This is a genomic window from Pseudoalteromonas sp. P1-11 (assembly GCF_001399995.1).
In the GTDB taxonomy this organism is placed as follows: domain Bacteria; phylum Pseudomonadota; class Gammaproteobacteria; order Enterobacterales; family Alteromonadaceae; genus Pseudoalteromonas; species Pseudoalteromonas atlantica.
Map to the genome: position 1 here is coordinate 26,328 of NZ_LJSP01000006.1, position 26,496 is coordinate 52,823.

The window sequence follows — 26,496 nt, forward strand, 5'->3', positions numbered from 1 at the left end:
TCCAGTAAGAATGGTGGTTGTAATAATAATGGTCAGTGCGCGATTAATTGTTTTCATAGAGCTAAGACTGCCTTAACAAAGGCTATGCTGTCAACCCCAAATTAAAAGATAAAACAGCCTTTTTGAACATGAAAAAACCTAATGAATGCCAAATTTATGCAAAACTTCACTTAAGGCCGATTTATTAATAGGTTTATTTATAAAGTCGATGGCACCAAGCTGCGCGACTTTTTGCTTCATTTGTTGTTGTATATCAGCGGAGATCACCAGTACAAAACACTCTATTTTTTCTGCCTTGATGCGCTCCAGCACTTGTACGCCGTCAACTTCTGGCATGGTTAAGTCTAAACACAAAAGATCAAATTGCTGCAAGCGTAAAAGCGCCAGCGCATCGGCCCCGTTTGCGGCTTGTTGAATGTCGGCACTCACGCACTCATTTAAACAACGCACAACTTGTTTGCGTGCAACAGTGGAGTCATCACACACTAATATAGAAAATTTCATCATGTTAACTACTAAAATAACCTTCTAAAAATTATAAAAACGAGCCGTCCGTTGGTTTTTGCTATTCTAACACGTTCCTAAAACTCTAACACTTTGCTTGTTCGCATAATGTAATACTGTAACCTTACAATAAAACGTCAAACATTATTAATAATTGCCTTAGCTGCCTATTAAAAATCATCGTTTTTGTAATCTCAGTAGGCATTAAAATTAATTTAAATCAGTTTAGTGCACTATTATTAAAACAAAACGACTCAATAGCTGGGCTATCTCTTTAAAATATAAATTTTTTATTTATTTTTAAGGTTTTATTGACTAACTTTTAAGTTAGAAATTGCAACTTAGATATAATTACACCGGATGAGTAAATCCCATATGTTACAAAAAAGCCTTTCTAAGAAATTGTTAACTAATGTTTTATCAGTGTATTTTTTGCTTACCTTTGTGGTGACATGTGGACAGGTGCTTGCAGAATTTGTAAATACTAAAGACTACATTCGTGATGAGCTAAGTACGCTGCAAAAAACCTTTAGCCGAAGCTTAACACGCGCAATTTGGGAACTAAACACAAAGCAAACAATTACAACCGCAGAAGGCTTACTTGCTATACCTATGGTGGAGGGCATTATAGTGCGCGACGACAGCGGTGAAATTATTTCGCAGCTGGGGCGCTCTTTGGATATACACAAACTTTATAACCAACAACTCGTACAAGAGGAAGTCATTATAGAGGACACCAAATCGGGTCTCTTTGGCTATACCTTCCCCCTAATTTTTGAATTTTCGGGGCGCGCTACTCAAGTAGGTGATGTGACCTTGTTCTCTAGCCGCGATGTGGTATTTAGCCGAATAATGGTATCTATTTACTTTTTAATTGGTAACGCCATGATCAAAACCACCTTTTTGATCATTCTGTTTTTAATGGCATTTAGAAAGCTGCTCACCGACCCTTTAAACGAGTTAACCGATCAAATAGAAAACTTAGAGCTTGATGACTTAGAAGGTCAACACATAGACATTGAGACCGAAGAGCATAACGAGCTAAACGTTATGGAGCAGTCTTTTAATAACTTAATAGATAAAGTAGTTCAATACAGAAAAGAGCTTGAGCATACCCAACGTGAGTTGATTGTTAGTAACGAAAAGCTCGACCAGCACAATATACAGCTTGAGCAAGATGTTGCCCGTAAAACGTCAAACTTAAGCCAAGCTATGATGGATTTACAACAGCAAAAGTACGAACTAGAAAAACAAAAGCTGGTACTAACCGAAGAAGTTGATTTACGCAGACACACCGAAGAAGAATTATTAACTAAACAAAAAGAGCTTGAACGCTACCTAGACGAGCTAAGCCTTGCACAAGAGCGCTTAGTAGGCACCGAAAAAATGGCTGCGCTAGGCGGATTAGTCGCCGGTATTACACACGACATAAATACACCTATTGGGATTGGTGTAACTGCTATATCGTTTTTACAAGAGCGTTTAAACACATTAGAAAATGCCTACAAAGAAAAAACATTATCGCCCAAAGCATTAGAAGAGTTTATAAACGAAGCCAAGCAAAGCACAAGCTTGCTTACAACCAACCTTGATAGAGCCTCTGAGCTTATTGCCAGCTTTAAACAAATAGCGGTAGACCAAGCCAGTGAAGCTGTAAGAACAATTAACTTTAAAGATTATTTAAACGAAGTAATTTTATCGCTCCACCCTAAACTAAAAAAAACCAAGCACACCATAAATTTACAGTGTCCGGATGATTTAGTTCTTAACCTGCCTGCAGGGGCAATTAGCCAAATTTTTACTAACTTAATTATGAACTCAATTATTCATGGTTTTGATAATATTGCGCAGGGCAATATTGATATAAATATTAACGCCGATGACACACTCCTTATTATTGACTACACCGATAACGGCAATGGCGTAACAAAAGAGCAATTAGCCAAATTGTTTGACCCATTTTTTACGACAAAACGCGACCAAGGCGGCAGTGGGTTAGGCACACACATAACCTTTAACTTAGTTAAGCAAACACTTAGCGGCTCAATAGAGGCAAGCAGTGAGCCTGGCAAAGGGCTTCATTACCATATTGAATTTCCTAAAAACATGCCAAAGCCATTATTTAATCAATAACGGCTTTGCTTAAAATCAGCCATTTCGAGAACCCCATTTTATTGCTATGATTGAGCAAATTTAAAAGATGGAAAAGTTACCTTATGTGGTTTAGTAACCTGATTTGTTATCGCTTTAAGCAAGATGTTTCGTACACTCAAGAAGAGTTTGAAAAAGCGTTAGAACAAGATGTATTTCGCCCTTGTGGCTCTCAAGACCTTTCTACATTTGGTTGGACAAAAGCATTTGGTAAGCATGGTGACTCGCTGGCGCATTTTTCACAAAAAAGCATTTTAGTGTGTGCCAAACGTGAAGAAAAAGTGCTGCCTGCATCTGTTGTTAATGAAATGGTTGCCGAAAAAGTAGATCAAATAGAAGCGGAAGAAAACCGTCCTGTTAAAAAGAAAGAAAAAGACGAGTTAAAAGAAAACATTTTAACTACCTTATTACCTCAAGCGTTTAAAAAATCGAGCCTACAGTTTGCTTTTATTGACCAAGAAAACGGCTGGGTTGTAGTTAACAGCGGCAGTTTTAATAAAGCAGAAGAGCTACTTGCATTGCTGCGTAAGTCTCTGGGCACATTACCGGTAGTACCTGCTTTTGCAAACTACGACCTAGATGTATTTTTAACTGATTGGTTAACTAACTTCAGCACCCCTGAAAACTTTGCTATAGGTTTTGATGCTGAGCTAGAAGAAGCCGACGACAGTGGCGCACAGGTTAAACTAAAAGGTCATGATTTATCGTGTGATGAAGTTAAATCGCACCTAGAAAATGGTAAACGCGTGACCAAACTTGCACTTGATTGGCAAGAACGCCTGAAGTTTATGCTGCAAAACGATGGCTCTATCAAGCGTTTAAGCTACTCAGAAACTTTAAAAGAAGAAAACGCCGATATTCCTAAAGAAGATATGGCAGTTAAATTAGATGCTGACTTTATTTTAGCCTCAGAAGAAATCAAGCTACTGCTTGAAGAGCTGACGGCCGGTTTAGGTGATGCAGAAGATTTATAAGACGCTAAAATTATAAGCGCTATTAAAACCAAAAAAAGCACGACTTAGTCGTGCTTTTTGCTTTTACCTTTATAACTGCTAATTAGCTAAATGTGTCTTTTACATTTTCAAGCATGTCGTTGTATTCGTCACTTGAAAATAGCTGCATAGAAGGAATGACGCCTTTATCTATGTAAGTTTGTAAAGCCGCTGATTTATCAGAAACCTGTAAAGTCCCCTCTAAAATAGCGCCAATACGAATAAAATCAACATAACCAATCTCTTCAGGGCGATACGTAGGGTCGGCCCAATGCCTAGCAACATTTACAAATTCAGGTGGAAACTCCCACGCTCCCATAATTGAGCCACCAATTTTACCACTGAGCTTTTGAATTGCATGTGCTAAAAAGCTTGGGTTAGCAAACACCTCTGGGTGGCGCTCAGCTTCGGTTAAAATAGGCAGTACACCAATGTTATATACCAACGACGCCAACGTAATAGCGTCACTATTTAACGATGTACGTTTATTATTTTGTAAATAAAACGCCATAAGCGTTATTGAATGCCCAGCCACATTTAGCGTTTTTTGCCACGCTTTACTCATGTAGCCTTTTATTAGCTCATTATTAGAAACAAACAGCTGCTCCATTGCCATTGCGGTTGCTATATTTTTAATTTGGCGTAAACCAATGCGCGTAACCGCTTGCTGTAAGTTAGACACTTTAACCGCTCGGCCCATAATTGCACTGTTAGCCACTTTAATCATTCGCGCTGAAAGAGCCGGGTCTTGCCCAATCACGTCTGACATTTGCATTAGGTTTACATCAGGGTTATCGGCCGCTTGGCGCACTTTAATTGCAACTTCAGGTAACGTAGGTAAAACCAAAGTGTCGTTATTGATTCTATCAACCAAAATCGTTAATAGTGCATTTTCTGTAGACATAGAACTGTCATCCTTTTGTTTCTGGGCCGCAATGCAACTGCTAACCTCGGATAAAATGAGTAATACAATGAGTATTATCTAACTTACCGATAAAGTTAAGAAAATTATATAAATTAATTGTTATTATCGCCTGTAGGCGCGGTACACCGCCAAACACTTGCTATTTACCATTTAGTTTTGCTTTAATGCAGTCACTATAAGGAAACGTTTGTACGCGCTAGCAATTATATTTAAGCGTACAAATAATTAAACTTACTTTTTTAACAGGCAATCAAATGATCTTAAACAAAATTAGCCAAGCAATTTTACTCTCAGGCGTCGTTTTTCTTAGTGCATGCTCAGAGCAAGCCCCCTCATCGACCGAAGCCACAGGTGTAGAACTTGCTCAAAAAAGTGCCGCACAAGCTGGCCCAGATTTAATTAACATTGATAAACAACGTTTAGATATTTACACCGACTTTAGCCTAGAAGCCGACCTATCTCATTTAAGTGAGAATCAAAAAGCCATGGTTGCTAAGCTTATCGATGCCTCTAAAATTATGGACGAGCTATTTTGGAAGCAGGCTTTTGGCGATAATAAAGACGCTTTTTTAGCAAAACTAAGTGATGAAAAAGTACGTAAATTTGCTGATATTAACTACGGCCCTTGGGATCGTTTAAATGGTGACGAACCGTTTTTATCAGGTTACAAAGAAAAAGCCCTTGGCGCACAATTCTACCCAGCCGACATAACAAAAGAAGAGCTAAATAATGCCGACGTAGAAGATAAAAAAGGCCTTTACTCATTAATTAAACGTGATGAGCAAGGTAACCTTTACAGCGTGCCTTACTCAAAAGAATACGCTGAGGAGTTAGCTAAAGCAGCAGATTTGTTACGTGAAGCCAGTAAGCTTGCCGATGATAAAGAATTTGCCAACTACTTAAACCTACGTGCTGATGCACTGCAAAAAGATGATTTTCAAGGTTCTGACTTTGCCTGGATGGACATGAAAAATAACCCAGTTGATGTGGTTATTGGCCCAATTGAAACCTACGAAGATCAACTCTTTGGCTACCGCTCTGCTTATGAGTCTTATGTACTAATTAAAGATTTAAAATGGAGCGAGCGCCTAGCTAAGTTTGCGGCCTTTTTACCAGAGCTTCAAAAAGGTTTACCGGTAGATGCTAAATATAAGCAAGAAGTGCCAGGCTCAGACGCCGATTTAAATGCTTACGATGTGGTTTACTATGCAGGTCACTCAAATGCGGGCAGCAAAACTATTGCCATTAACTTACCAAACGATGAGCAAGTACAGCTTGAAAAAGGCACTCGTCGCCTGCAGCTTAAAAACGCAATGCGTGCAAAATTTGATAAAATTTTAGTGCCAATTGCTGAGCAGTTAATTGTACCTGAGCAACGTAAGCATATTACCTTTAACGCCTTTTTTGCCAATACCATGTTTCACGAAGTAGCTCATGGCCTAGGTATTAAAAACACCATTACAAATAAAGGCACTGTGCGCCAATCATTACAAGAGCACGCAAGTGCACTTGAAGAAGGTAAAGCCGATATTTTAGGTTTATACATGGTTGAGCAGTTACTTAAAAAAGGCGAAATTACCGAAGGCACATTAGAAGATTACTACACCACCTTTATGGCGGGTATATTCCGCTCAGTACGTTTTGGTGCATCAAGCGCACATGGTAAAGCCAACATGATCCGCTTTAACTTTTTTGCACAAGAAGGCGCTTTTTCTAAAAATGAAGAGGGTTTATACCGTGTAAATATGGAAAAAATGGGTGTGGCTATGGCTAAGCTGTCGCGCTTAATTTTAACATTACAAGGTGACGGCGATTACGAAAAAGTAGATCAACTAATTGCCACACATGGCGATATTAAAGAAGAGCTTGCTAAAGACCTAGAAAAACTAAGCCAAGCAAATATTCCGGTTGATGTAACCTTTAAACAAGGCAAAGACGTGTTAGGCCTTAACTAACCCAACACGTAATACTTTGTAATAGTTTAATAAAGCGCTGTAGTTTATAACTGCAGCGCTTTTTTTAGCGCTATTATTTGCTCATCTGTGTATGGTTTTGCAGGAAACTTACCCCACACCGGTGCAGGCCACGCAGCATCAGTTGTAAAACGTGCAATATGATGAATATGTAATTGCGGCACCATATTACCCAAAGCGGCCACGTTTAATTTATCAGGACTAAACACTTGCATAATAAGCTTGCTGAGTTTGGCCGACTCTTTTAAATATACAATTTGATCGGCATCAGATAAATCGATGATCTCTTTTAAATTAGGTTTTCTGGGTACCAATACAAACCAAGGATATTGGCTGTCGTTAAGCAATAGCACCTTACATAAAGGCCAATCTGCCAGTTCTATACAATCGCGCTTAAGCTCTGGGGCGAGTTCAAAAGTGTGGTTCGTCATCGTCACATCCTAGTTAGTCTTTAATAATGGCCACTTTATAGCATTTATTTGCAGTTGCACACGCTTAGCTTTACCATTTAATACAATATTTATAATAAGCTAAGGCAACCTTGTGCTAAAAAAAATAAAACACTTAACCCTCGCACTACCGCTAGCTGTTGGCGCACTAAGCGTACAAGCAAAACCATTATCGCTAGAGCGTATTTTTGATGATCCGAGCTTGTCGGGTAAAGCTCCCGTACAACTTAAGTTTTCACCAGACGGTAGCCGCGTAACTTACCTGCAAGGTAAAACCGATGACTACAACCGTTATGATTTATGGGAATACAACTTAAAAGATAACACCAACAGAATACTGGTTGATTCTGCAAAGCTATTTTCAGGCCCAGAAAACCTCTCTGATGAGGAAAAAGCACGCCGCGAACGCCAACGTATTTTTGGTAAAGGTATTTTAGAGTATAAATGGTCTAAAGACGGCAAAGCCCTGTTATTCCCACTCAATGGTGACCTGTATTATTACGAGCTTGCATCTGGTAAAAGTAAAAAACTTACCAATACAGAAGCGTTTGAAACCGATGCCCGTTTTTCTCCTAAAGGTAACTATGTATCGTTTATTCGCGAGCAAAACCTTTACGCTTTAGCACTTGATTCAGGTAAAGAAATACAACTGAGCAAAGATGGCGGCGGCGTTATTAAAAACGGCATGGCCGAATTTGTAGCACAAGAAGAAATGAGCCGTATGACTGGCTACTGGTGGGCTGGCGATGAATCTAAAATTGCATTTACCCGCGTAGATGAAACCCCAGTAAAAGAAGCTATCCGTAACGAAATTTATGCAGACGAAGTAAAGCTATTTAATCAACGTTACCCATTTACAGGTACCGACAACGTTGAGATTCAACTTGGCGTGGTGTCTTTAAATAATCAAAACGTTGACTGGGTTGATTTAGGCGACGATAAAGACATTTACATTGCACGTGCTAAATGGCTAAAAGACAGCACAACCCTTTCGTATCAATGGCAAAACCGCTCACAACATAAGTTAGAACTACGTTTTTACAATAGCGATACTAAAACGCAAAAAGTAGCGCTAACAGAAAACAGCGATACGTGGATCAATTTAAACTTTGATCTGCATTTCTTAAAAGACAAAAAGCATTTTGTATGGGCTTCTGAGCGCGATGGTTTTAAACACCTTTATTTGTACCGCACTAACGGCCAGCTAATTCGACAAATCACCTCAGGAGACTGGGTTGTTGATAGCTTAAAAGGCGTAGATGAGAAAAAAGGCATAGTGTACTTTGCAGGACGTAAAGACACCCCGCTTGAAAGCCATTTATACAGCGCACCACTGTTTAAAAAAGGCAATATTAAGCGCATTACCGAACAAGGCCAATACCACAAAGTGGTAATGGCTAAAGACAGCAAAACGTTTATTGATAATAGCTCATCGGTAAACAAGCCTAACTCGGCGGCACTACGTAAAGTAAACGGCGAATTTATCACATGGCTTGAACAAAATAAGCTTGATGATAGCCACCCATTAACACCTTATTTAAGTGATTTAGCCACTCCAGAGTACGGCACAATTAAAGCTGATGATGGCCAAGAAATGCATTACCGCTTGTTTAAACCAAGCAATATTGCAGACGGTAAAAAGCACCCAGTAATTGTTAATGTATACGGCGGCCCGCATGCACAACGCGTAACAAATAGCTGGCGCAGCAAAAACTTGTACTTTCAATACATGGCGCAACAAGGCTATGTTATTTTTCAGCTCGATAACCGAGGCTCATACAACCGTGGTAAAAAGTTTGAAGACGCTATTTACAAACACTTAGGTGTTGTAGAAGTAGCAGATCAAATTAAAGGCGTTGAGTTTTTACGCACGCTTGATTACGTAGACCCACAACGCATTGGTATTTATGGCCACAGTTATGGCGGATACATGGCCCTAATGACCATGTTTAAAGCGGGCGATTACTTTCAAGCCGGTGTATCGGGAGCTCCAGTTACTGACTGGGCACTTTACGATACCCATTACACTGAGCGCTACCTTGGTCATCCTAAAACCAATGCCAAAGGCTACGAAGACAGCGCCGTATTCCCATACGCTGATGGCTTAAAAGGCCCATTAATGATTTACCATGGCATGGCCGATGACAACGTGTTATTTACCCACGCCACTAAATTATTTAAACAACTACAAGATAACGAAAAACAGTTTGAAATGATGACCTACCCAGGCTCAAAACACAGCTTACGCGGTAAACAGGTGCAAACACATTTACACCAAACCATCACAAACTTCTTTAATCGACATTTTGATGTTAAATAATCATATGATGACTAAATAGACTAAAGGCTGATTGAAAAATCAGCCTTTTTTTTGTCTTAATAAGTTAGTAAGCCTAGATTAAACGCTTTTTTTAGCTACGCTTATTCTATGCGCTAAGGCGTACACTAATTGAGGACAAATTAATGCTTAACCTACGTAGTTTCAGTATTTTCCAGCGTTTTTTACTGTTAATAGCCATTGTTGTATTTGGCCTAATAGTACTTAGTATATCTAGCCTAACTCATCAATATAGCTCACTCAAAAACGAGCAATATCTAAAAACCCAAAATGTAGTAGAAACAGCATACAGTGTTATTGAGCATTACCACCAGCTTGAACAAAACAATACACTCACACAAGCGCAGGCTCAATCACAAGCACTGGCCGCTATAAAAGCGCTGCGCTATGACAAAACAAATTACTTTTGGGTAAACAACTACCAGCCCCAAATGGTAATGCACCCAATAAAGCCTGCGCTTAACGGTAAAGACTTAAGTAATAATAAAGACCCCGATGGCAAAGCACTTTTTGTAGAAATGGTGAGCATTGTAAAACAACAAAAAGAAGGTTTTATACCTTATAAATGGCCAAAACCAGGAAAAGATCAGCCGGTAGATAAAGTCGCATTTGTAAAAGGCTTTAGCCCGTGGCAATGGATTATTGGCTCAGGCGTATACCTAGATTCAATAGATGAAGCATTTAGCGAGCAGCGTAATCTCATCATAATTAGCGCTTTAGTTATGATTATTGCTGTCATTTTATTAAGTTACTTTATTGGTAAAAGTATACTCACGCCTACTCGTCTTGCCGCAGACATGATGAAAAACATATCGCAAGGTGAAGGTGACTTAACACGTACGCTAAACGAATCGGGCAATGATGAAATATCAGAGCTGTCACGCTCTTTTAATTTATTTGTTTTAAAAATGCGCGAGTCGTTAGTACATGTATCGCACAGTGCTGATGATGTAAGCAGACACGCTCACACGGTGGATGAGTCGAGTAAAACAAGCCACTCCTTCATTGAACTACAAAACGACAGTTCCACACAAGTAGCCGCCGCCATGGAGCAAATGACGCACCAAATTCATGATGTGAGTCGTAATGCCGAAGCCGCTGAACAAGCAGCCAATGATGCAGCGCACAATGCCTCAACCGGTAAAAACGTGGTAGCGAATACCATTACCGCCATAGAAACACTTTCAAGTAATATAGAAACAGTGAGCCAAGTAACTGAAGATTTAGCAAACGAAAGTAACAATATAGGCTCTGTGCTTGATGTGATCAGAAGTATATCGGAGCAAACAAACTTACTTGCTCTCAACGCTGCTATAGAGGCGGCTCGTGCAGGCGAGCACGGCAGAGGGTTTGCAGTTGTTGCCGATGAAGTGCGCACATTAGCCAGCAGAACCGGGCAAAGCACAGATGAAATTCAAGCCATGATCACTAAATTACAAGAAGGCGCTAAAGCGGCAGTAGAGGCGGTAAAATCAAGCCAAGCACTGTCGGTGACGACGGTTGAGCAGGTTTCATCTGCCGATACATCGCTCAATGAAATAGAAAGGCTGGTATCTATAATTACCGACATGAACAGCCAAATAGCCCGTGCCACCGAGCAGCAAACGCAAGCCGCTGACGAGGTTAATTTACGTATTAACGAGCTATCTCAATCAACCGAGCAATCACTAAATAATACAAAGCAACTTACCGATGCCAGCGATAACCTTAAACAAAGTAGCCAAGGGCTTTCGAGCGTGGTTAATCGCTTTAAATTAAAATAATTAAAAACAAAAAGCCCTGAATTAACAGGGCTTTTTTATTATATAAGCGTTTTTAGCTTATACCATTTCGCATAATTAAGTGATCTATTTTTAGGATGGAAAAACGTGTTGATGGCTAGGCAAAAAATTTGCTATTTAGTTGTTCTAAATGAGAATTTTTTAAGCCCCGAAAAATGATTAAGTATTATTGCGGATTGGTATTACATACAGTAGCGCGCAAATAAGCTGGTTACTGATGCTGCGGTTGGCTTGCCGTGCTGCCAATCACCGCCTTCAACACCACTACCGGCAATGTCCATATGTACATAAGGAAGCGGCTGCTCAGAATCGTTACCGTGTTTATCAAGCCCACCAACAACGGCTAAAAACGCCATAGGGAATTGATGCCCACGGGCTGTAACAGCAGAGGCCGCATTATTGCTTGATAAAACATCATCAGCGAGGGTACGCGGTTTGATAAAGTCGTAATCTTCACGGCGAGAGCGAGAAACCTCAGCTGCATCTGCCCATAAATCACCACAATCCGCTATTTGACGAGAGGTATTAGCACTACGTGCAGGTCCGTTTTCAACATACGCTCCGTAAGGGCCCATAGCACGTGCCGCATGGCCTGTAAGGGTTGCCACGGTGAATAATGTTGGATTAACTTCGCCTTTGGCGACATCTTTCATTTCGCTAAGTAGGTCACCCATAGCTAAACGCCCTTCTGCATCGGTGTTACCAATGCGTACACGTACGCCTTCACGGCTAGTGATAATTTCATCTGGTACAAAACAATCTGAGCCAATTGAATTACGGACCACAGCTAAATAAGAAATAACTTTAACGCCTTTAGGTTGGTAATCTGCCACGGCTTTCATAAAGCCCGCAACGGATGCAGCCCCACCTTTATCGCGGCTCATACCCGCCATGTAACCGCCTACTTTTAAATCGGCGCCGCCGGTATCGTAAACTAAGCCTTTACCAACAAACATTAGCGTGCGCGCTACTTCACCTTCTGGCACGTATTCTAGCTTAACAACACGTGGGTGGTGGCGCTCAACCGCATAAGATGCGCGAGCAACGGTGCTAAGCATAGGGTAGTTTTTATCTATCGTGTTAATATCGTCAATCACATCAACCGCTACTTTAGAGCCTTTAAAAAGCTCAACACAGTAATCGGCAAAGCGTGGTGGCGCCATACGTTCAGGCTCAGTACCGCATAAATCACGTGCCGCATATTGCCCTGCTGCAATTGCATTTACAGCTTTAACTGTTTGCTCATTTGCATCGATTAAACCTATTTGCGTAATAGGTTCAATGCTTTCGCCGTGGTATTCGCGTGCTTCAAGAGGCTGCCATAATGCTTGGCATGCCCCTAAATACGCCACTTCTAACGCATGCTGGTAACGCGCATCTGTATGTAATTTAGGTAAGTAAATAGCAGGGTTTACACTACCCGCGGCTTTTGCTTCGTTAATCGCTAGTTTAGCAGCATCAAAGTAGCGCCTTACATCATCGTAATCGCGGTTAAGCGGCCCCGTAGGTGCTAAAACAACGCGTACATTATCAACCACTAAAAACGTAACTTGTTTACCAATACGAGAATCTACTTTAGCGTGTGATTCGATAGCATCACTTAATGAGTTATTGGCTAATTGAGAAAAGTCATCACTAATTATAATAAGTGCATCGTGAGAAAATGAGTCAAAGCTTGCACTAAGTGATTGTGCAGCTATCGCTTGAGGATATGCCATAAGTAAAACTCCTGTTAGAAAACATAAGGGGCTATTATCGTTGATATAAAAACACAAAACCAGCCAACTGCGATCAGCTCATTTTAATCTGGCAACTTGGTTTTACAGCTAACTAAAGTGACTCCATGTTTTAGAAGAAATTAACAATCACTATATAGTTTTTTGTAAAGGCAGCCCCTGCTTATACCACGTTTAAATTACTTTGCTAAAGCACTTTCAATTGCAAAAAAGCATGTAGTTAATCAAGAATACTCAGTTGCAGATTTAAATTAGGTTCATTTTTAACACCCACTCCAATACCTAATAAACGCACCGGTTGCTGCATACCGCGTTGATACGCCTTAGAGAGTAATTCAGTAAAAATAGCAGTATTTAATTGATGATGAGCTTGATCCGCTGAAGTAACAACAAAGTTTGCAAACTTCACTTTTACACTTAGCTTATTAATACGATTTTGTAGCTGTTGCTTATTAAGGCGCGCTGTTAGCTCTTCCAGTAATTTAGGTAACTGATCTAAACATTCTTGTAAGCTATTTTTATTGTATTCATAGGTGTGTTCAACACTAAGGGATTTACGCACTCGCTCAGTGGTTACTTTACCAATATATTCGCCAGCACATTTTTGATAAAGCGATACACCAAAATTCCCCACGTGCTGCTGCATCCAATTAACGCCTTTCTCGCGAACGTCTTTACCTGTGTATAACCCCTTTAAATTAAGCTTTTCGAGGGTTACTTTGCCCACACCAGGGATTTTACCTAGCGGTAAATTATTTAAAAACGCATCAACTTCATCCGGTAAAACCACAAATTGGCCATTGGGTTTATTTTCGTCACTGGCTATTTTGGCAATAAACTTAATGGGGGCAACTCCGGCAGAGGCAGTAAGGCCGGTATCGTTATAAATATCTGCTCTAATTTGCTGAGCAATAAGCGTTGCGCTGCCTTTGCATGCGGTGCTGTTGGTTACATCTAGGTAAGCTTCATCAAGCGACAGCGGCTCTATTTGATCGGTGTAGCGTTTAAATACAGCGCGTATTTGGTTAGAAATTTCTTTATAAACCGCCATGCGCCCAGGCACAATAACTAAATCGGGACATAATTGCTTAGCGTGGTAGTTAGACATAGCCGAGCGAACACCATATTCGCGCGCTATATAATTTGCTGTAGAGAGCACGCCACGACGGCTATTGCCACCAATCGCTAAAGGCACACTGGCAAGTTTGGGGTTATCGCGCATTTCAACCGCTGCATAAAAGCAGTCCATGTCGATATGAATAAACTTTTTCATCACCACATAACAACTGTTTATTTATACAGCCATTATTAAGGATTCACTTTCATTAAGCAAGTCCATTAAAGCCTGTTTAGCTTGCTAAAGTTAAAAGCGCTACTAGGTGTAGCGTGTTAAACCGTGCAAGCTTTAAACCGCTTTTTTAAAACGGCTGCTTAAAGCGCTTTGATTTTTTAAAGCAATGTAGCCAAAAAACAAATTCCAATAAAAACCCCGCAGCTAAAAGCATTATGCCGCCGGAGGCATTACCCATTGCATAGCAAGCAAAAGACGCTATAAAAACTAAACTGGCTAAAGCCCAATTAATTATATTTTGCATGTGTGTTCTCGTGTGTGTGTTGTCTGTGTTATTTAACTGTAGCCCTAAAAATAAATAGGTACAATCATCTTATAAAAAAACATGGCATTTATTGTCTTGAGCTACAAACACCATATTGATAACCTCATTCATTTAAAACTAAGAGTACACATACATGCAAAGGTTCAAAGATCAGCACCCTATTCATACCGATATCACCGTAGCATGGGCCGATATGGACGCCCTACAACATGTTAACAACGTGGTGTACTTGCGTTATTTTGAAATTGCGCGTATCGATTTTCTAAATAAAATAAATCAGTTTGATACGATAAAACCAGGTGGAATAGGCCCGGTCATTAGTGAAAACAATATTCGCTATAAACGTCCAGTGACCTTCCCAGATACCTTAACCGTAGGTATTACTATTTCAGATATAAAAAGCGACCGTTTTATGATGAATTACTCTGTATTTAGCCATGCTCAGCAAGCTATTACTACCACAGGCTATTCTCAAGTTGTTATGTTTGACTTTAAAACAGGACAAAAAGCGGCGATTTCAGAGCCATTACTATCGGCGCTACACCAATTCGCTTAATTCGGTTTTATTGCGAATTGATATTAATTATCCACTCTCAAGATCTTACATAATTTAAGGATTTTAAATGCAATACAGTCCGTTAGGCAGCAGCGGTGTTGATGTTTCTAGAGTATGCTTAGGCAGCATGACTTGGGGTAAACAAAATACCCAACAAGACGCCGATGAGCAAATAGCTTATGCCTTAGCACAAGGCGTTAATTTTATTGATACTGCCGAAATGTATGCCGTTCCTCCTTCACCAGAGACCTACGGTAAAACAGAGCAAATTATAGGTAACTGGCTTAGTCGCAATGCGCAAAAGCGCGGTAATATTGTATTGGCGAGTAAAATTGCAGGCAATGGCCTATCGTGGGTACGAGATGGCGGCGATATAACACGCAGCGCTGTCATTGAGGCCGTAGATAACTCGCTGAAACGCCTACAAACCGACTACATAGATTTATACCAATTGCATTGGCCTAATCGCTCTACCCCACATTTTGGCAGGCAGTGGCCAGGTAAACTCACTTTTAGTGACGTAGATACTGAGCAACAACAGGCGGGTATGCTTGATATTTTAGAGGGCCTTGATGAGTGTGTTAAAGCCGGAAAAATAAAATATTGTGGCCTTTCAGATGACACCCCATGGGGCATTAGCCAATTTCTAAATTTAGCAAAAGCGCATAACTTACCGCGTATGGTGTCTATTCAGAACGAGTTTAGCCTAGCGCACGCTAAAGATTGGCCCTACTTAATTGAGCTGTGTATCCATGAAGACATTGCTTATTTACCTTGGTCGCCGCTTGCTGCTGGCCTGCTAACGGGTAAATACCTAAACGGCGCACGCCCAGCGGGATCGCGTTGGACATTTATGCAGCGCAATGGCATTTTTAGAGATACCCCTAACGCGCAAAAAGCCACGCAGCGTTATGTAGAGCTTGCACATGCAAGCGGCATAACCCCAGCCCAATTGGCACTTGCTTGGTGTAATCAAGTCGATGGCGTTACCTCATCAATTATTGGTGCGACCAGCATGGCCCAATTAAAAGAAGACATTGACGCTTTTAGCATAACTTTAAGCGACGACACGCTAACTGAAATTGGCACTATTTTTAAAGATTACCCGCAGCCATATTAAACCAAAATAATAGGCAGTTTTTTTACTGCCTATTTCTCTCTTACATTTGAACATATACAAAGTAAAACTATACTAAAGTTACCTTAAAATGATTGTTTTTAGTGAGTTATGCTTAGAAATGTAATTTTATTCTTTGGTGTACTAGGTGCTTTAATGCGTTACGGGTACGCTGACAATACTCATCCAATTAAAGAAATTGTATGGTTACAAAGTTACACGCCCCCGTTTCATATGGATAAAGATTCGCATGCGCCGCAAGGCGGTATTTGTGACAACATCACCGAGCAACTAATTAACAGCATTGATGATGTAAAACATACGCGACTAATCGTGCCGCAAGAGCGAATTAATAAGCACTTAAATGAAGGCGATAATGTATGCTTTCCGTGTGTTATTCATAAAAAAACGGCCAATGGGGTGTTACAGTTTTCTACCCCCACCACGGTTTACCCGCCTTTTTCGGTTTTAACCACTCAACAACTTGCCCCAGAAATACACGCTAAGCATGGCAGCCCTATTAAACTTATACATTTATTGTCAGACGAGCAATATGTATATGGTCAAGCCGCGGCGCGCAAGTTTACTTCAAAAATTAATAAAATAATCGAAAACACCACGGTGTATCATAAAGCATCGCTAAGCTGGAGCAGCGAAAATGAAAGCCAAGCTGTTATTGCTCGCTTAAGTCGCGGCTTTTTAGATTACACAATAGACTACCCGTTTATGGGGGATTATTTTGTCAATCACAGTAAGTTTAAAAATATAGTCAGTTTGCCAATTGAAGAAGACCCCAGAGAGTTTGTTTTAGGGGCTATAGGGTGTGCAGTAAGAGCACCGAATGATTTTGCTACTAAGGCGCTTAATAAAATAAATAAAGCGCTACATAAGCAGGTATTACAATCGCCTGCTTATATAAATAGTCAGCGTTTTTGGTTAGAGCAAAGTTTTCCGCAGTTTACTAAGCATTACCAACAGCAAATACTTAACCCTATTGCGCCTGCCAGCTCTGCGATAACAAGCAGGTCGAATTAGCATACAAGCTTACTGTAAATACGCTGTTTGCAGGCACTTCCCCTACGCCTGCAGGCGTCCCTGTCATTATTACATCGCCATTTTCTAAGTGCATAAACTCATTAATTTCACTTAAAATATCTTTAGGCTTATGTATCATAAATTGCGTATCGCCTTGTTGAATAACGTTATCGTTAATTTTAAGCTCAAACGTAAACACCTGCTCAGCATCCGCTATAGCGACAAAGGGCGTTAATAATACCGAGCCGTTAAACGCCTTGGCGCGCTCCCACGGTAGCCCTTTATTTTTAAGCTTACTTTGCACGGTACGTTTAGTTAAATCCAACCCTAAACCTACGCCTGCCAACTCATTATTTTTAATAACAAAACACAGCTCGGCTTCATAGTGCAGTGTGTCGTTATTGTGCGTAGCAAATAAGGTATCCGTTATGGCACTGTTCGGTTTATTAAACAATACCATTTGATCTGGTAGCTCATTATTAAGCTCGGCAATATGCGCGGTGTAATTACGCCCAACGCATACTACTTTAGAGGGCGTTAATATCTCACTTTCTAGTTTTATCGACTGCATAAAATAACTTCTAAATTACGAGCTTATCAAGGTTTCTAATAAGCTCAGGTTAATCGGTTTCAAAAGTACATGATTAATATTTAAATCTTTGATCTGCTTAGGATCGGGCTCTGCACCACTAACAATCACTAAGCTTAAGTCAGGGTAACGTTCGTTAATTTGCTTCCCTAAATCTACACCACGCCCGTCAGGTAAGTGCATATCTAGCAATACCTTATTAAATTGTTGGTCATGATTGAGGGTTTGTAAACACTGTGCACACGTTGAGGTAATAACGGTTTCTACCCCTAAACTTTCTAGCAGCAACTGCGTAATTTGCGCTGCATCTTGGTCGTCCTCAACCAATAAAAAGCGCTGTTTTTTCTCTATTACAGCTTTGTCGCTGTGAATGTTTTTAGCTTGAGGCGCATGCTCTGGCGATACTAAGTAATCTTGTAAGCATTGATACAAAGAAGAGCTATCAACGGGCTTTGGTATTACATCGTTAAAGCCAAGGGCGGCAAGCTCTTCATGTATGCCTTTCATAGTGGCGGCTGTAAGCGCAATAATTGGGCCTGTATAGCCCATTTTTCTAAGCTCTATTGTGGCTTCTTTACCACCCATTACGGGCATATGTATATCAATAAAAATAATATCATAAGGCGAGCGATACGCCTCGGCAATTCTTACTTTTTCAAGCGCTTGCTGGCCATGTTCGGCGTAGTCCACGCGCGCACCACATGTGCTAATCATATGGCCAACTAACATGCGTAAATCGCGTAAATCATCAACCACTAATACGCGGCCGGTCACTTTGCATGGTGCTGATTTTGTCTGTAGTTGCGAGCCACTACTAAAGTTTAATACTTGGCGTTCTACTTCGCTTATATCACCTGGGTACACCGAAATAGTAAAGGTAGAGCCTTCGCCCATTCTAGAGGTTAAATCAATACTGCCGTGCATACGCGCTAATAGCTCGGCACAAATAGCAAGGCCTAAGCCTGCTCCGCCAACAGAGCGCGATTCTACATCGGCTATTTGCTCAAAGGGTTTAAAAATTAATGCTTGTTTTTCAGGGGCAATCCCCATGCCCGAGTCTTTAATACTAAAAAATAGCATTTCTTGCCCTTCAACCCACTCGGTCCAGGCACTAACCACTATTTCGCCCTTTTCGGTAAATTTAACCGCATTATTGATTAAGTTAATAAGTATTTGGCGTACGCGGGTGGCATCTACTCTCACAATAAGAGGTAAAGGCTGTAGAGACTCAAAGCGAAGCTTTAAGCCTTTATCAAGCACAGATACACGCATTAAGGTGTAAACATCAGCCAGCATGCTATCTAAGTTTACTTCACTTAAGGTGAGCTCTAATTTGTCGGCAGCAATTTTAGATAAATCGAGCACGTCGTTTAACAAGCTCAGCAAGTGCTTACCGTTTCGGTAAATAACCCCTAATTCGTTTTCGGCCTGTTTGCTAAAGTCGCTTTGCAGCAGTAACTCTGTGTAACCTAATATAGATGAAAGCGGGGTACGTAATTCGTGGCTTAAGTGGGCTAAAAATCTGTCTTTTGAGCGGTTCTCTGCCTCGGCTTTTAAACGCTCTACTCGCTCGCCTTCAACATCTTTACGCGCTAAAGCATAACGTATAGCGCGAGCAAACCGGCTCGAACTCATTTCTGTTTTTATAAGGTAATCTACCGCGCCGGCATCTAGTGCTGCAGAGTCTAATTCATCATTAGATTGCCCCGTAAGCATAATAATTGGCCCGCTAAACCCATTAGCAATGGCCTTTTTTAATACACTTAGCCCATTTGAGGCGCCTAATCGATAATCAAGCAAACAAATATCGTGATCGTTTTTACTTAAAATGCTTATTGCTTGCTCAGGAGAGCTTATCCAATCTATGTCAAATGTATGTGAATCTAACTGATCTAAGTAGTCGCAAGTGAGAATGTAATCATCTTCATCGTCTTCTACTAAAAGTAAGCGAGTCACTTTATCTAACATACTACCTCCTTTTAATTGCATTTAATAAGCCCCTAATTAGGGGCTTAATGTTGCTACTTATTTAGTCGTTAAACGTTGTCGGCAGCTCTACAAATTCTACCCAGTATTTTCCTAGGGTTTTCATTAAATCAACCAAGCCATCAAACGTTACCGGTTTAGTAATATAAGAGGCCGCTCCTAAGTTATAGCCTTTAACCATGTCTTCTTCTTGCTTAGAGGTGGTTAAAATAACAACCGGTATGCCTTTAAGGTTTGGGTTTGCCTTAATGGCCTCAAGTGCTTCACGGCCATCCATACGTGGCATATTTAAATCAAGCAAAATCAACCCCGGGCGTGGCGATGAATTTTTATCTTCAAACTTACCCTTGCGCTCTAAGTACTCTAATAATTCAACCCCATCTTCCACAAAATGCAGCTCGTTTAATACACGGCTTTCGGCTAGCGCATCTTGCGTGAGTAGGCGATCATCCTCGTCATCATCTGCCATTAATATTGTAATAGGTTTCACTTTTGAATACGGCATCTAAGCCTCTCCTTGAAGTGTGAAAAGCGTTGTTTCCACAGGTAATTTTATTATGAAGGTTGCCCCTTCACCGTCTTTACTATGAGCGGTAATTATCCCACCATGCCGCTCAACTATACGCCTACAAACTGAAAGCCCAATCCCTGTGCCTTTATATTCCGAACGCCCATGCAGGCGCTGAAATGGTACAAATATTTTATCAGCATACTCTTGTGAGAAACCAATACCATTATCTTTTATGGTAATAATTTGCCAACCCACTTTTTCGTTATGCTCTTCACTAAACTCGTCTTTGTGCTCGTACATTACGCTTATATGTGGCTCAACACCTGGCTTTCTAAACTTAACAGCGTTAGACAGTAAGTTTAAAAACAACTGCTGCATTTGGCTTTTATCGGCTTGAATAACCGGTAGTTCGCCCACCTCTACGTGCGCATTGCTTTCTTTAATGGCAACCTCTAAATCACTTAAAATATCGTTAACTACGCCTTTTAAGTCAGTGTCATCAAAGTCTTTACCTCGGGTTGTTACCCGCGAAAACTCTAGCAAGTCGTTAATAAGGTTAGACATACGTTGCGCTGCATTTTTCATACGGCCTATGTAATCTATGCCTTTTTCGCCCAGCTCATCTTTAAACATGGTTTCTAGGCGGTCACTAAATGCTTGAATTTTTCGTAGTGGTTCTTGTAAGTCATGGCTGGCAACAAACGCAAACTCTTCAAGCTCACGGTTTGAGCGGCTAAGCTCATCTGAATATAAGGTCAGCTCTTGCGTGCGCTCAGACACTTTAGTTGCAAGTGTTTCGTTTTGTCTTTCAAGCTCCTCACGGTATTTAGCCGCGTTTCTTAAATTTAGGCGTGTTAATAAAAACATACCTATTATTAAAAGCGCACTGGTAACCGCTGTAATAGCAAAGGTGATTTTTGCTTCATTTTTTATTTGTGCCAGCTTAGAAAAATGGCTCACCTTAAACAGTAATTCTCGGTCTTGAATATCATTAACTTTAACGCGAATATCTTTGTACAGCTCTCGCCCTCTGTGCGTATTTAATACATATAACGCACGGCGCTCTTTGTCATTAGTAGCCAACTTAACCGTTTGTTTAAGCTCTTTAATTTTAGCTTCTGTTAACACTAATAGCTCAGCAATTCGCTCAGCTTGGCCATCAATTTCAGAGTGTAGAGACTTTACATGCTCCATTTGCGATTCTATTTGCCCTATCGCATCGTAATAAGGCATTAAGTAGTCTTCTTCTTCGGTGAGTAAGTAGCCGCGCTGGCCAGACTCTGCCTGCACAATTGATAAGTGAAGACGCTCAATAGCATCGGCTAATAAGCTGGTGTTATCCAAGCTTTTTTGCGTTTGCGTTAATCCCTGAATAGTACTTAATGCCAAAACTGCATTGCCAACAACAATACACAGTACTATTGCGATAAAAGCGGCCCACGTTATATTCGTTTTACCCTGCTGCTTTTGCTTACTCATTATGTGTAAATACCTAATTTTAAATGACTACTTATTATTAAAATCAGTAATGTTTTGCAAGCTTTCGCTACATTGCTGACAGTTTGAAATTATTTTATCGAGTGCTGCTAACGCTTTGTCTTTTGGCATATCGTTTTCTAATACCAGTTTAATGAGCTCTGCATTCATAGAAATTCTATTCAGTGGAGCTCTTGCATCATGTACCAATTTATTTAGCGTATTAACTTCTTTTTCATCACTCATATTACTTCCTATACTTATTCAACCTGAACTCTGGTTAAGAGACTTACTAAAATATTAAATTATAGTGATAACCAAATTCTTTTCTCTAGCCAGAGATTTTCAATGAAAACAAGCCGAATTTACGCGTCAATAGCTGGCCTATTGCAAGCAAATTTAACGCAGTTAACGTTGAAAATAGCTGCTAGAGATAGGTTTATTATTCAGAGTTCAGGTTATTTATATTCTCCAATTCCGCCGTATGCGTTTAATCGGTTATACAATGTTTTTGTACTGATCCCTAGCATTTGCGCAGCTAGCGTTTTATTACCTTGCACCTTATCTAGCGTGGCGTGGATTAACTCTTTTTCGACTTCTTCAATGGTTTGCCCTGCCGAAACATGGTTGTCGGCCACTTGCGTATTTACACGCGAAAACGGCGACTCTAAGTTATCCGGAAGTGTAATTTCGCTCGATTGTGGGTCGCTCATAATAAAGGCGCGATGGATAGCGTGGCGAAGTTCACGCACATTGCCTGGCCACTCGTATTGCTGTAGTTCTTTTAGCTGCTCGTTGTGCCAATAAAACGAAGTGCCATTTTCATCGTTAAGTTGCTCTAAAAAGGCTTTCGCAAGCAGTGGAATATCTTCTTTTCGCTCTCGCAGCGCAGGTATATCAATGGGGAAAACCGCAAGTCTAAAGTAAATATCTTCACGAATAATATTGTTTTGCGCTAAGTCGGTCAGCGAACGGTTAGTCGCAGAAATAACGCGGCAGTTTATAGGCAGTTCACGATTGCCGCCTACACGTGTTACTTTTTTAGTTTCAAGCACACGCAGTAAGTTTGGCTGCATATCTATAGGCATTTCGGTTACTTCATCTAAAAATAACGTACCGCCGTCTGCTTGCTCAAACACCCCTTCTTTACGGGCAATTGCACCTGTAAAAGCCCCTTTTTCATGGCCAAATAACTCACTACCTATTAATTCTTTAGACAAAGCACCACAGTTGCTCGCCACTAAAGGGCCTTCGCATTGGCTTGCGTTATGAATTGCTTGGGCGACCACTTCTTTACCGGCACCACTTTCCCCCATGAGCATCACGTTAGCATTGGTTTTAGCTACGCGCTCTATCATGGTGTAAAGCTTTTGCATTGGCTCTGATTCACCAATTAAGCTATTAAAATGGCGAGTAATAGCCGGAACTTTAGCTTTTTTAGCTGTTTTTTTAGGGCCGTTTAATACCAGCTCTAGGTCTTCGCGTTGCAGCGGCTTTAATAAATGCCCAACATCTTGCTCACACATGTCTGCCAAAATCCCTTTTACTGAAGGGTGGCCAGAAATAAGCGTCACTTTTGGAGACTGCCCAATCATTTTTAAATGATCGAGTAAATGAAGACCACTGCCATCTGGCAGCATAAAATCGAGTAATACGTGATCAAAGGTATTATTTTCAAACCATTGATGTGCTTCTTTTAAGCTAGTTGCAGTACAAATGTTGTGCCCGAGGAATTCGACAATGTGGCAAACAACGTCACTAAATTCAACGTCATCATCGACTAAAAGTATGTTTAACATGATAAATCCCTATGCTTTTCTTCTTATTCTACGCACCCTATTTTGCAAATAAAAGGGGCTACTAGAATCTCTTAAAAATGATTAAACTATTGAGTCTTTTAACGTTTAATTTTAACAACCGAGTATGTACGTAAACTTAAGCCATACCGATCATAATTTTTAAAAATAATTAGAATTATTTTTACTACTCGCCTAAGTATACCAGCTGATATAATTTTGCTTTTAAAAAGGAGACAAAATGCAATTATTAAAAACAATGGTCCACCCTGGCGTAAATTTAAACCAAGGCACTCAATTTACCCGCCGCACAGGCCGCGCCATTGTGATTAAAGATGCACACATTTTATTAATGTATACCAATCGCTACGAAGACTACAGTTTACCCGGCGGCGGTGTGGATGAAGGTGAAACCCTAGAGCAAGGGTTAATAAGAGAGCTTAGCGAGGAAACTGGCGCGCAAAATATACAGGTTATTAAACCCTTTGGGTTATACGAAGAGTACCGCCCTTGGTACAAAGACGACTTTGATATTATACATATACAGTCGTATTGCTATTTATGCGATACAGACAAAGAGCTTGGCAAAGCACAGCTTGAACATTACGAGCAACAAAATGGTATGACGCCTAAATGGGTCAATATATACGACGCCATTGCACACAACGAGCGCACAATGAGCCTTAGTGAAAAACAAGGGCTGTCTATCATTCGTGAAACTTACCTACTAAAACAAATAGCACAGCAACTGTTTAACTAAGGCTGTAAAATTTGCATAAAGCAGTATTTTTTACTGCTTGCTCATCACTCGCTTTTTATTTACATCCCATAATTAAATTTAAAGCGACCACTATTCAATAACTTAAGCCCTATTTTACTTTATAAAACAAACTGGCTTTGTGTTTGCACCCTTACTGATAACTAATTTGTAAGGAGATAAAAATGAGTAACACAGTTAAAACAATCAACCCCGCAACTGAACAAACCATTGATACCTACACGCTGCTTTCTCAAGAGGAAGCTGAACAAGTAGTAGAAAAATCTCACGAAACATATTTAAAATGGCGCCAAACCTCATTTACCGAGCGTGCTAAGTATTTAAATAAACTAGCCTCTTTATTCGAAGATCAAAAAGAAGCCATTGCTAAGCTAATGACCGAAGAAATGGGTAAAGTGTACGAGCAAGGTTTTCAAGAAATTGAACTGTGCGCTGGTATTTGTCGTTACACAGCCGAAAACGGCCCACAAGTACTTGGCGATGAAGAGCGCGATATGGATGGCGGCCGCGCTATTGTTAGCTACCAACCAACGGGCGTTTTATTAGGTATTCAGCCTTGGAACTTCCCGCTTTACCAAGTAATTCGTTACAGTGCCGCTAACATTATGGCTGGTAACACGACCGTACTTAAACATGCCGGTAATGTATTTGGTATGGCAGAGAAAATCGATACCCTATTTAAACAAGCGGGCTTCCCTGAATATTGCTTTAGCAACTTACTTATTGATGGCAAAACTGCCAGCGCGCTTATTTCACACAAAGCAATCAGCGGCGTAACATTTACAGGCAGTGACGCTACCGGTAAAAAAGTAGCTGAAGAAGCAGGTAAATACGTTAAAAAAACAGTGCTTGAGCTTGGTAGTAACGATGCCTACTTAGTACTTGATGATGCAGATTTAGACCTTGCTGTTGAAACCTGTGTTACAGGGCGCATGATCAACAACGGCGAAACCTGTGTATCGGCAAAACGCTTTGTGGTTGTAGAGTCATTATATGATGACTTTAAAGAAAAAATTAAAGCGCAATTTGAAGCATTAAAAATGGGCGACCCAATGGCCGAAGATACCGATTTAGGCCCAATGGCACGTGAAGATTTACGTGATAAAATTCACGACCAAGTAATGCAATCTGTTGAAGCAGGTGCAAATGTTGTAACAGGCGGTGAAGTACCATCGCAAACAGGTTACTACTACCCACCGACTATTCTTGATAATTTATCGCCGGGCATGCCAGCATACGATGACGAGTTATTTGGCCCTGTAGCCTCGCTCATAAAAGCAAAAGACAACGACGATGCAATGCGTATCGCCAACGACTCTCGCTATGGTTTAGGCGGTGGTATTTTCTCTAAAGATGAGAAAAAAGCCATTGAACTAGCTAAAAAGCACTTTGATACCGGTATGATCAACATTAACGGTTACGGCCTTGCCCAACCCAACCTACCGTTTGGTGGTGTTAAAGAAAGTGGTTACGGCCGAGAACATGGCGGCTTTGGTATGCGCGAGTTTGTAAATATCAAATGTATTATGATTAATAGCTAATTTAGCTATAAATACCAATATATAAAAAACCTAAAAGTGGGTAATCTCTTTTAGGTTTTTTTTCTTTAAAATTAGATTACAGCAGAGCTCATCCTTTACTGACCAAACCCCACGAAACTAAATACTAATAGCTGAAAATGTACATTTTTCTTCTTAATCATTATCAACATTAAAAAATAATATAATAAATTCTGAGGCACTAATTGCAGTTAGATTCCGGCCTGAGGGTCAGGTTCAATGCCAAAAATGAGAACTGGCGCTAAAATAATAGTAAATAATGCAGCTATAATTCTGATAAGAAAGAGTCGTTTATTTTGGTAGTTGTTAGCACTCGCTAAAAAATACAAAACCAAATAAGGTAATAGCATAAACGCAAAGCCAATCTCCGTTGGCATCCAGTACTTGATTGCAACTGCAACTAAAGATAAGGCAGCAAGCGCCTTAACTGGGTAGTACATTTTTTTATAATTCACATGCTTTCCTTTGCACGCAGTGCTTCATTAGCACCAAGTAAAATATTGCCGAACAATATAAAAACTTTAACTATGCAATGCAATCTATTTCACTAGACTTAACCTGACAGGCAATAATGAGCGATAACCTGACACTGAAAAAGTTAAAGTTATTCTTGTTTTGATGAGTAGGT

22 protein-coding genes are annotated in these 26,496 nt (G+C 40.4%); 10 read left to right on the forward strand and 12 right to left on the reverse strand.

Annotation, left to right across the window (positions count from 1 at the left end; genetic code table 11):
- Positions 1–138: 138 nt before the first annotated feature.
- A complete protein-coding gene (locus AN390_RS11795) occupies positions 139–507 on the reverse strand; it encodes a response regulator (protein ID WP_024031682.1) in 369 nt (122 codons plus the stop codon).
- A 372-nt stretch (positions 508–879) separates the two neighbouring features.
- Here AN390_RS11795 and AN390_RS11800 point away from each other — a divergent pair, with 372 nt between their 5' ends.
- Entirely contained in the window at positions 880–2,637 is a 1,758-nt protein-coding gene (locus AN390_RS11800; protein ID WP_055254714.1) for a HAMP domain-containing sensor histidine kinase, read from the forward strand.
- A gap of 83 nt (positions 2,638–2,720) precedes the next feature.
- Positions 2,721–3,629: a recombination-associated protein RdgC gene (gene rdgC, locus AN390_RS11805; RefSeq protein WP_004586854.1), complete on the forward strand. Its 909-nt coding sequence runs from the start codon at positions 2,721–2,723 to the stop codon at positions 3,627–3,629.
- Between the two features lie 82 nt (positions 3,630–3,711).
- Here rdgC and AN390_RS11810 read toward each other — a convergent pair whose 3' ends face one another.
- Entirely contained in the window at positions 3,712–4,551 is an 840-nt protein-coding gene (locus AN390_RS11810) for an HDOD domain-containing protein (protein ID WP_004586853.1), read from the reverse strand.
- A 275-nt stretch (positions 4,552–4,826) separates the two neighbouring features.
- Between AN390_RS11810 and AN390_RS11815 the strand changes: the two genes are divergently transcribed.
- On the forward strand, positions 4,827–6,527 hold the full coding sequence (locus tag AN390_RS11815; protein ID WP_055254716.1) for a dipeptidyl-peptidase 3 family protein: 1,701 nt from the start codon (positions 4,827–4,829) through the stop codon (positions 6,525–6,527).
- 44 nt (positions 6,528–6,571) lie between these two features.
- Here AN390_RS11815 and AN390_RS11820 read toward each other — a convergent pair whose 3' ends face one another.
- Positions 6,572–6,976 (reverse strand): HIT domain-containing protein, encoded by a 405-nt coding sequence (locus AN390_RS11820; protein WP_004586851.1) that lies wholly within the window; start codon positions 6,974–6,976, stop codon positions 6,572–6,574.
- 112 nt (positions 6,977–7,088) lie between these two features.
- Between AN390_RS11820 and AN390_RS11825 the strand changes: the two genes are divergently transcribed.
- Together AN390_RS11825 and AN390_RS11830 are read left to right on the forward strand one after the other, a co-directional pair.
- Positions 7,089–9,314, forward strand: coding sequence for a S9 family peptidase (locus AN390_RS11825; RefSeq protein ID WP_055254718.1), 2,226 nt, complete (start codon positions 7,089–7,091; stop codon positions 9,312–9,314).
- Between the two features lie 143 nt (positions 9,315–9,457).
- On the forward strand, positions 9,458–11,095 hold the full coding sequence (locus tag AN390_RS11830; protein ID WP_055254720.1) for a methyl-accepting chemotaxis protein: 1,638 nt from the start codon (positions 9,458–9,460) through the stop codon (positions 11,093–11,095).
- 200 nt (positions 11,096–11,295) lie between these two features.
- Here AN390_RS11830 and AN390_RS11835 read toward each other — a convergent pair whose 3' ends face one another.
- Positions 11,296–12,831, reverse strand: coding sequence for a leucyl aminopeptidase family protein (locus AN390_RS11835; RefSeq protein WP_055254722.1), 1,536 nt, complete (start codon positions 12,829–12,831; stop codon positions 11,296–11,298).
- A gap of 238 nt (positions 12,832–13,069) precedes the next feature.
- Positions 13,070–14,122 carry a DNA polymerase IV gene (gene dinB, locus AN390_RS11840; RefSeq protein WP_024031675.1) on the reverse strand — a complete coding sequence of 351 codons (1,053 nt, stop codon included), beginning with the start codon at positions 14,120–14,122 and terminating at the stop codon, positions 13,070–13,072.
- A gap of 476 nt (positions 14,123–14,598) precedes the next feature.
- Here dinB and AN390_RS11845 point away from each other — a divergent pair, with 476 nt between their 5' ends.
- From AN390_RS11845 to AN390_RS11855, 3 genes are all read left to right on the forward strand, one after another.
- Complete coding sequence (locus AN390_RS11845; protein WP_004588512.1) at positions 14,599–15,021, forward strand: thioesterase family protein; 423 nt, start codon at positions 14,599–14,601, stop codon at positions 15,019–15,021.
- A gap of 67 nt (positions 15,022–15,088) precedes the next feature.
- The gene (locus AN390_RS11850; protein ID WP_055254724.1) at positions 15,089–16,141 is read left to right on the forward strand and encodes an aldo/keto reductase; all 1,053 of its coding nucleotides are present in this window, start codon (positions 15,089–15,091) and stop codon (positions 16,139–16,141) included.
- Between the two features lie 153 nt (positions 16,142–16,294).
- The gene (locus AN390_RS11855) at positions 16,295–17,173 is read left to right on the forward strand and encodes an ABC transporter substrate-binding protein (RefSeq protein WP_095206768.1); all 879 of its coding nucleotides are present in this window, start codon (positions 16,295–16,297) and stop codon (positions 17,171–17,173) included.
- On the opposite strand, the gene AN390_RS11860 is transcribed toward AN390_RS11855, so the two are convergent.
- The 6 genes from AN390_RS11860 to AN390_RS11885 form a co-directional block, all read right to left on the reverse strand.
- Positions 17,130–17,744 carry a fumarylacetoacetate hydrolase family protein gene (locus AN390_RS11860; RefSeq protein WP_055254728.1) on the reverse strand — a complete coding sequence of 205 codons (615 nt, stop codon included), beginning with the start codon at positions 17,742–17,744 and terminating at the stop codon, positions 17,130–17,132. The genes AN390_RS11855 and AN390_RS11860 overlap by 44 nt on opposite strands.
- A gap of 15 nt (positions 17,745–17,759) precedes the next feature.
- Entirely contained in the window at positions 17,760–19,730 is a 1,971-nt protein-coding gene (locus AN390_RS11865) for a hybrid sensor histidine kinase/response regulator (protein WP_055254961.1), read from the reverse strand.
- A 61-nt stretch (positions 19,731–19,791) separates the two neighbouring features.
- The gene (locus AN390_RS11870) at positions 19,792–20,253 is read right to left on the reverse strand and encodes a response regulator (protein WP_024031669.1); all 462 of its coding nucleotides are present in this window, start codon (positions 20,251–20,253) and stop codon (positions 19,792–19,794) included.
- The gene (locus AN390_RS11875) at positions 20,254–21,738 is read right to left on the reverse strand and encodes an ATP-binding protein (protein WP_055254730.1); all 1,485 of its coding nucleotides are present in this window, start codon (positions 21,736–21,738) and stop codon (positions 20,254–20,256) included.
- A 27-nt stretch (positions 21,739–21,765) separates the two neighbouring features.
- A complete protein-coding gene (locus AN390_RS11880; protein ID WP_004588505.1) occupies positions 21,766–21,981 on the reverse strand; it encodes a hypothetical protein in 216 nt (71 codons plus the stop codon).
- Positions 21,982–22,193: 212 nt separating this feature from the next.
- Complete coding sequence (locus tag AN390_RS11885; RefSeq protein WP_024031667.1) at positions 22,194–23,534, reverse strand: sigma-54 dependent transcriptional regulator; 1,341 nt, start codon at positions 23,532–23,534, stop codon at positions 22,194–22,196.
- 238 nt (positions 23,535–23,772) lie between these two features.
- Here AN390_RS11885 and AN390_RS11890 point away from each other — a divergent pair, with 238 nt between their 5' ends.
- Both AN390_RS11890 and AN390_RS11895 read left to right on the forward strand, forming a co-directional pair.
- Positions 23,773–24,291 (forward strand): NUDIX hydrolase, encoded by a 519-nt coding sequence (locus AN390_RS11890; RefSeq protein ID WP_055254732.1) that lies wholly within the window; start codon positions 23,773–23,775, stop codon positions 24,289–24,291.
- 182 nt (positions 24,292–24,473) lie between these two features.
- Positions 24,474–25,850 (forward strand): NAD-dependent succinate-semialdehyde dehydrogenase, encoded by a 1,377-nt coding sequence (locus tag AN390_RS11895; protein ID WP_055254734.1) that lies wholly within the window; start codon positions 24,474–24,476, stop codon positions 25,848–25,850.
- A 209-nt stretch (positions 25,851–26,059) separates the two neighbouring features.
- Here the strand turns inward: AN390_RS11895 and AN390_RS11900 are convergent, their stop codons facing one another.
- Positions 26,060–26,323 (reverse strand): hypothetical protein, encoded by a 264-nt coding sequence (locus AN390_RS11900; protein ID WP_029774160.1) that lies wholly within the window; start codon positions 26,321–26,323, stop codon positions 26,060–26,062.
- Between the last annotated feature and the right edge of the window lie 173 nt (positions 26,324–26,496).

Excerpts from the sequence above, each read along its gene's own strand:
- AN390_RS11795 (WP_024031682.1), bottom strand. The coding sequence starts at position 507 with ATGATGAAATTTTCTATATTAGTGTGTGATGACTCCACTGTTGCACGC.
- AN390_RS11800 (WP_055254714.1), top strand. The coding sequence starts at position 880 with ATGTTACAAAAAAGCCTTTCTAAGAAATTGTTAACTAATGTTTTATCA.
- rdgC (WP_004586854.1), top strand. The coding sequence starts at position 2,721 with ATGTGGTTTAGTAACCTGATTTGTTATCGCTTTAAGCAAGATGTTTCG.
- AN390_RS11810 (WP_004586853.1), bottom strand. The coding sequence starts at position 4,551 with ATGTCTACAGAAAATGCACTATTAACGATTTTGGTTGATAGAATCAAT.
- AN390_RS11815 (WP_055254716.1), top strand. The coding sequence starts at position 4,827 with ATGATCTTAAACAAAATTAGCCAAGCAATTTTACTCTCAGGCGTCGTT.
- AN390_RS11820 (WP_004586851.1), bottom strand. The coding sequence starts at position 6,976 with ATGACGAACCACACTTTTGAACTCGCCCCAGAGCTTAAGCGCGATTGT.
- AN390_RS11830 (WP_055254720.1), top strand. The coding sequence starts at position 9,458 with ATGCTTAACCTACGTAGTTTCAGTATTTTCCAGCGTTTTTTACTGTTA.
- AN390_RS11835 (WP_055254722.1), bottom strand. The coding sequence starts at position 12,831 with ATGGCATATCCTCAAGCGATAGCTGCACAATCACTTAGTGCAAGCTTT.
- dinB (WP_024031675.1), bottom strand. The coding sequence starts at position 14,122 with ATGAAAAAGTTTATTCATATCGACATGGACTGCTTTTATGCAGCGGTT.
- AN390_RS11845 (WP_004588512.1), top strand. The coding sequence starts at position 14,599 with ATGCAAAGGTTCAAAGATCAGCACCCTATTCATACCGATATCACCGTA.
- AN390_RS11850 (WP_055254724.1), top strand. The coding sequence starts at position 15,089 with ATGCAATACAGTCCGTTAGGCAGCAGCGGTGTTGATGTTTCTAGAGTA.
- AN390_RS11855 (WP_095206768.1), top strand. The coding sequence starts at position 16,295 with ATGCGTTACGGGTACGCTGACAATACTCATCCAATTAAAGAAATTGTA.
- AN390_RS11860 (WP_055254728.1), bottom strand. The coding sequence starts at position 17,744 with ATGCAGTCGATAAAACTAGAAAGTGAGATATTAACGCCCTCTAAAGTA.
- AN390_RS11865 (WP_055254961.1), bottom strand. The coding sequence starts at position 19,730 with ATGTTAGATAAAGTGACTCGCTTACTTTTAGTAGAAGACGATGAAGAT.
- AN390_RS11870 (WP_024031669.1), bottom strand. The coding sequence starts at position 20,253 with ATGCCGTATTCAAAAGTGAAACCTATTACAATATTAATGGCAGATGAT.
- AN390_RS11875 (WP_055254730.1), bottom strand. The coding sequence starts at position 21,738 with ATGAGTAAGCAAAAGCAGCAGGGTAAAACGAATATAACGTGGGCCGCT.
- AN390_RS11880 (WP_004588505.1), bottom strand. The coding sequence starts at position 21,981 with ATGAGTGATGAAAAAGAAGTTAATACGCTAAATAAATTGGTACATGAT.
- AN390_RS11885 (WP_024031667.1), bottom strand. The coding sequence starts at position 23,534 with ATGTTAAACATACTTTTAGTCGATGATGACGTTGAATTTAGTGACGTT.
- AN390_RS11890 (WP_055254732.1), top strand. The coding sequence starts at position 23,773 with ATGCAATTATTAAAAACAATGGTCCACCCTGGCGTAAATTTAAACCAA.
- AN390_RS11895 (WP_055254734.1), top strand. The coding sequence starts at position 24,474 with ATGAGTAACACAGTTAAAACAATCAACCCCGCAACTGAACAAACCATT.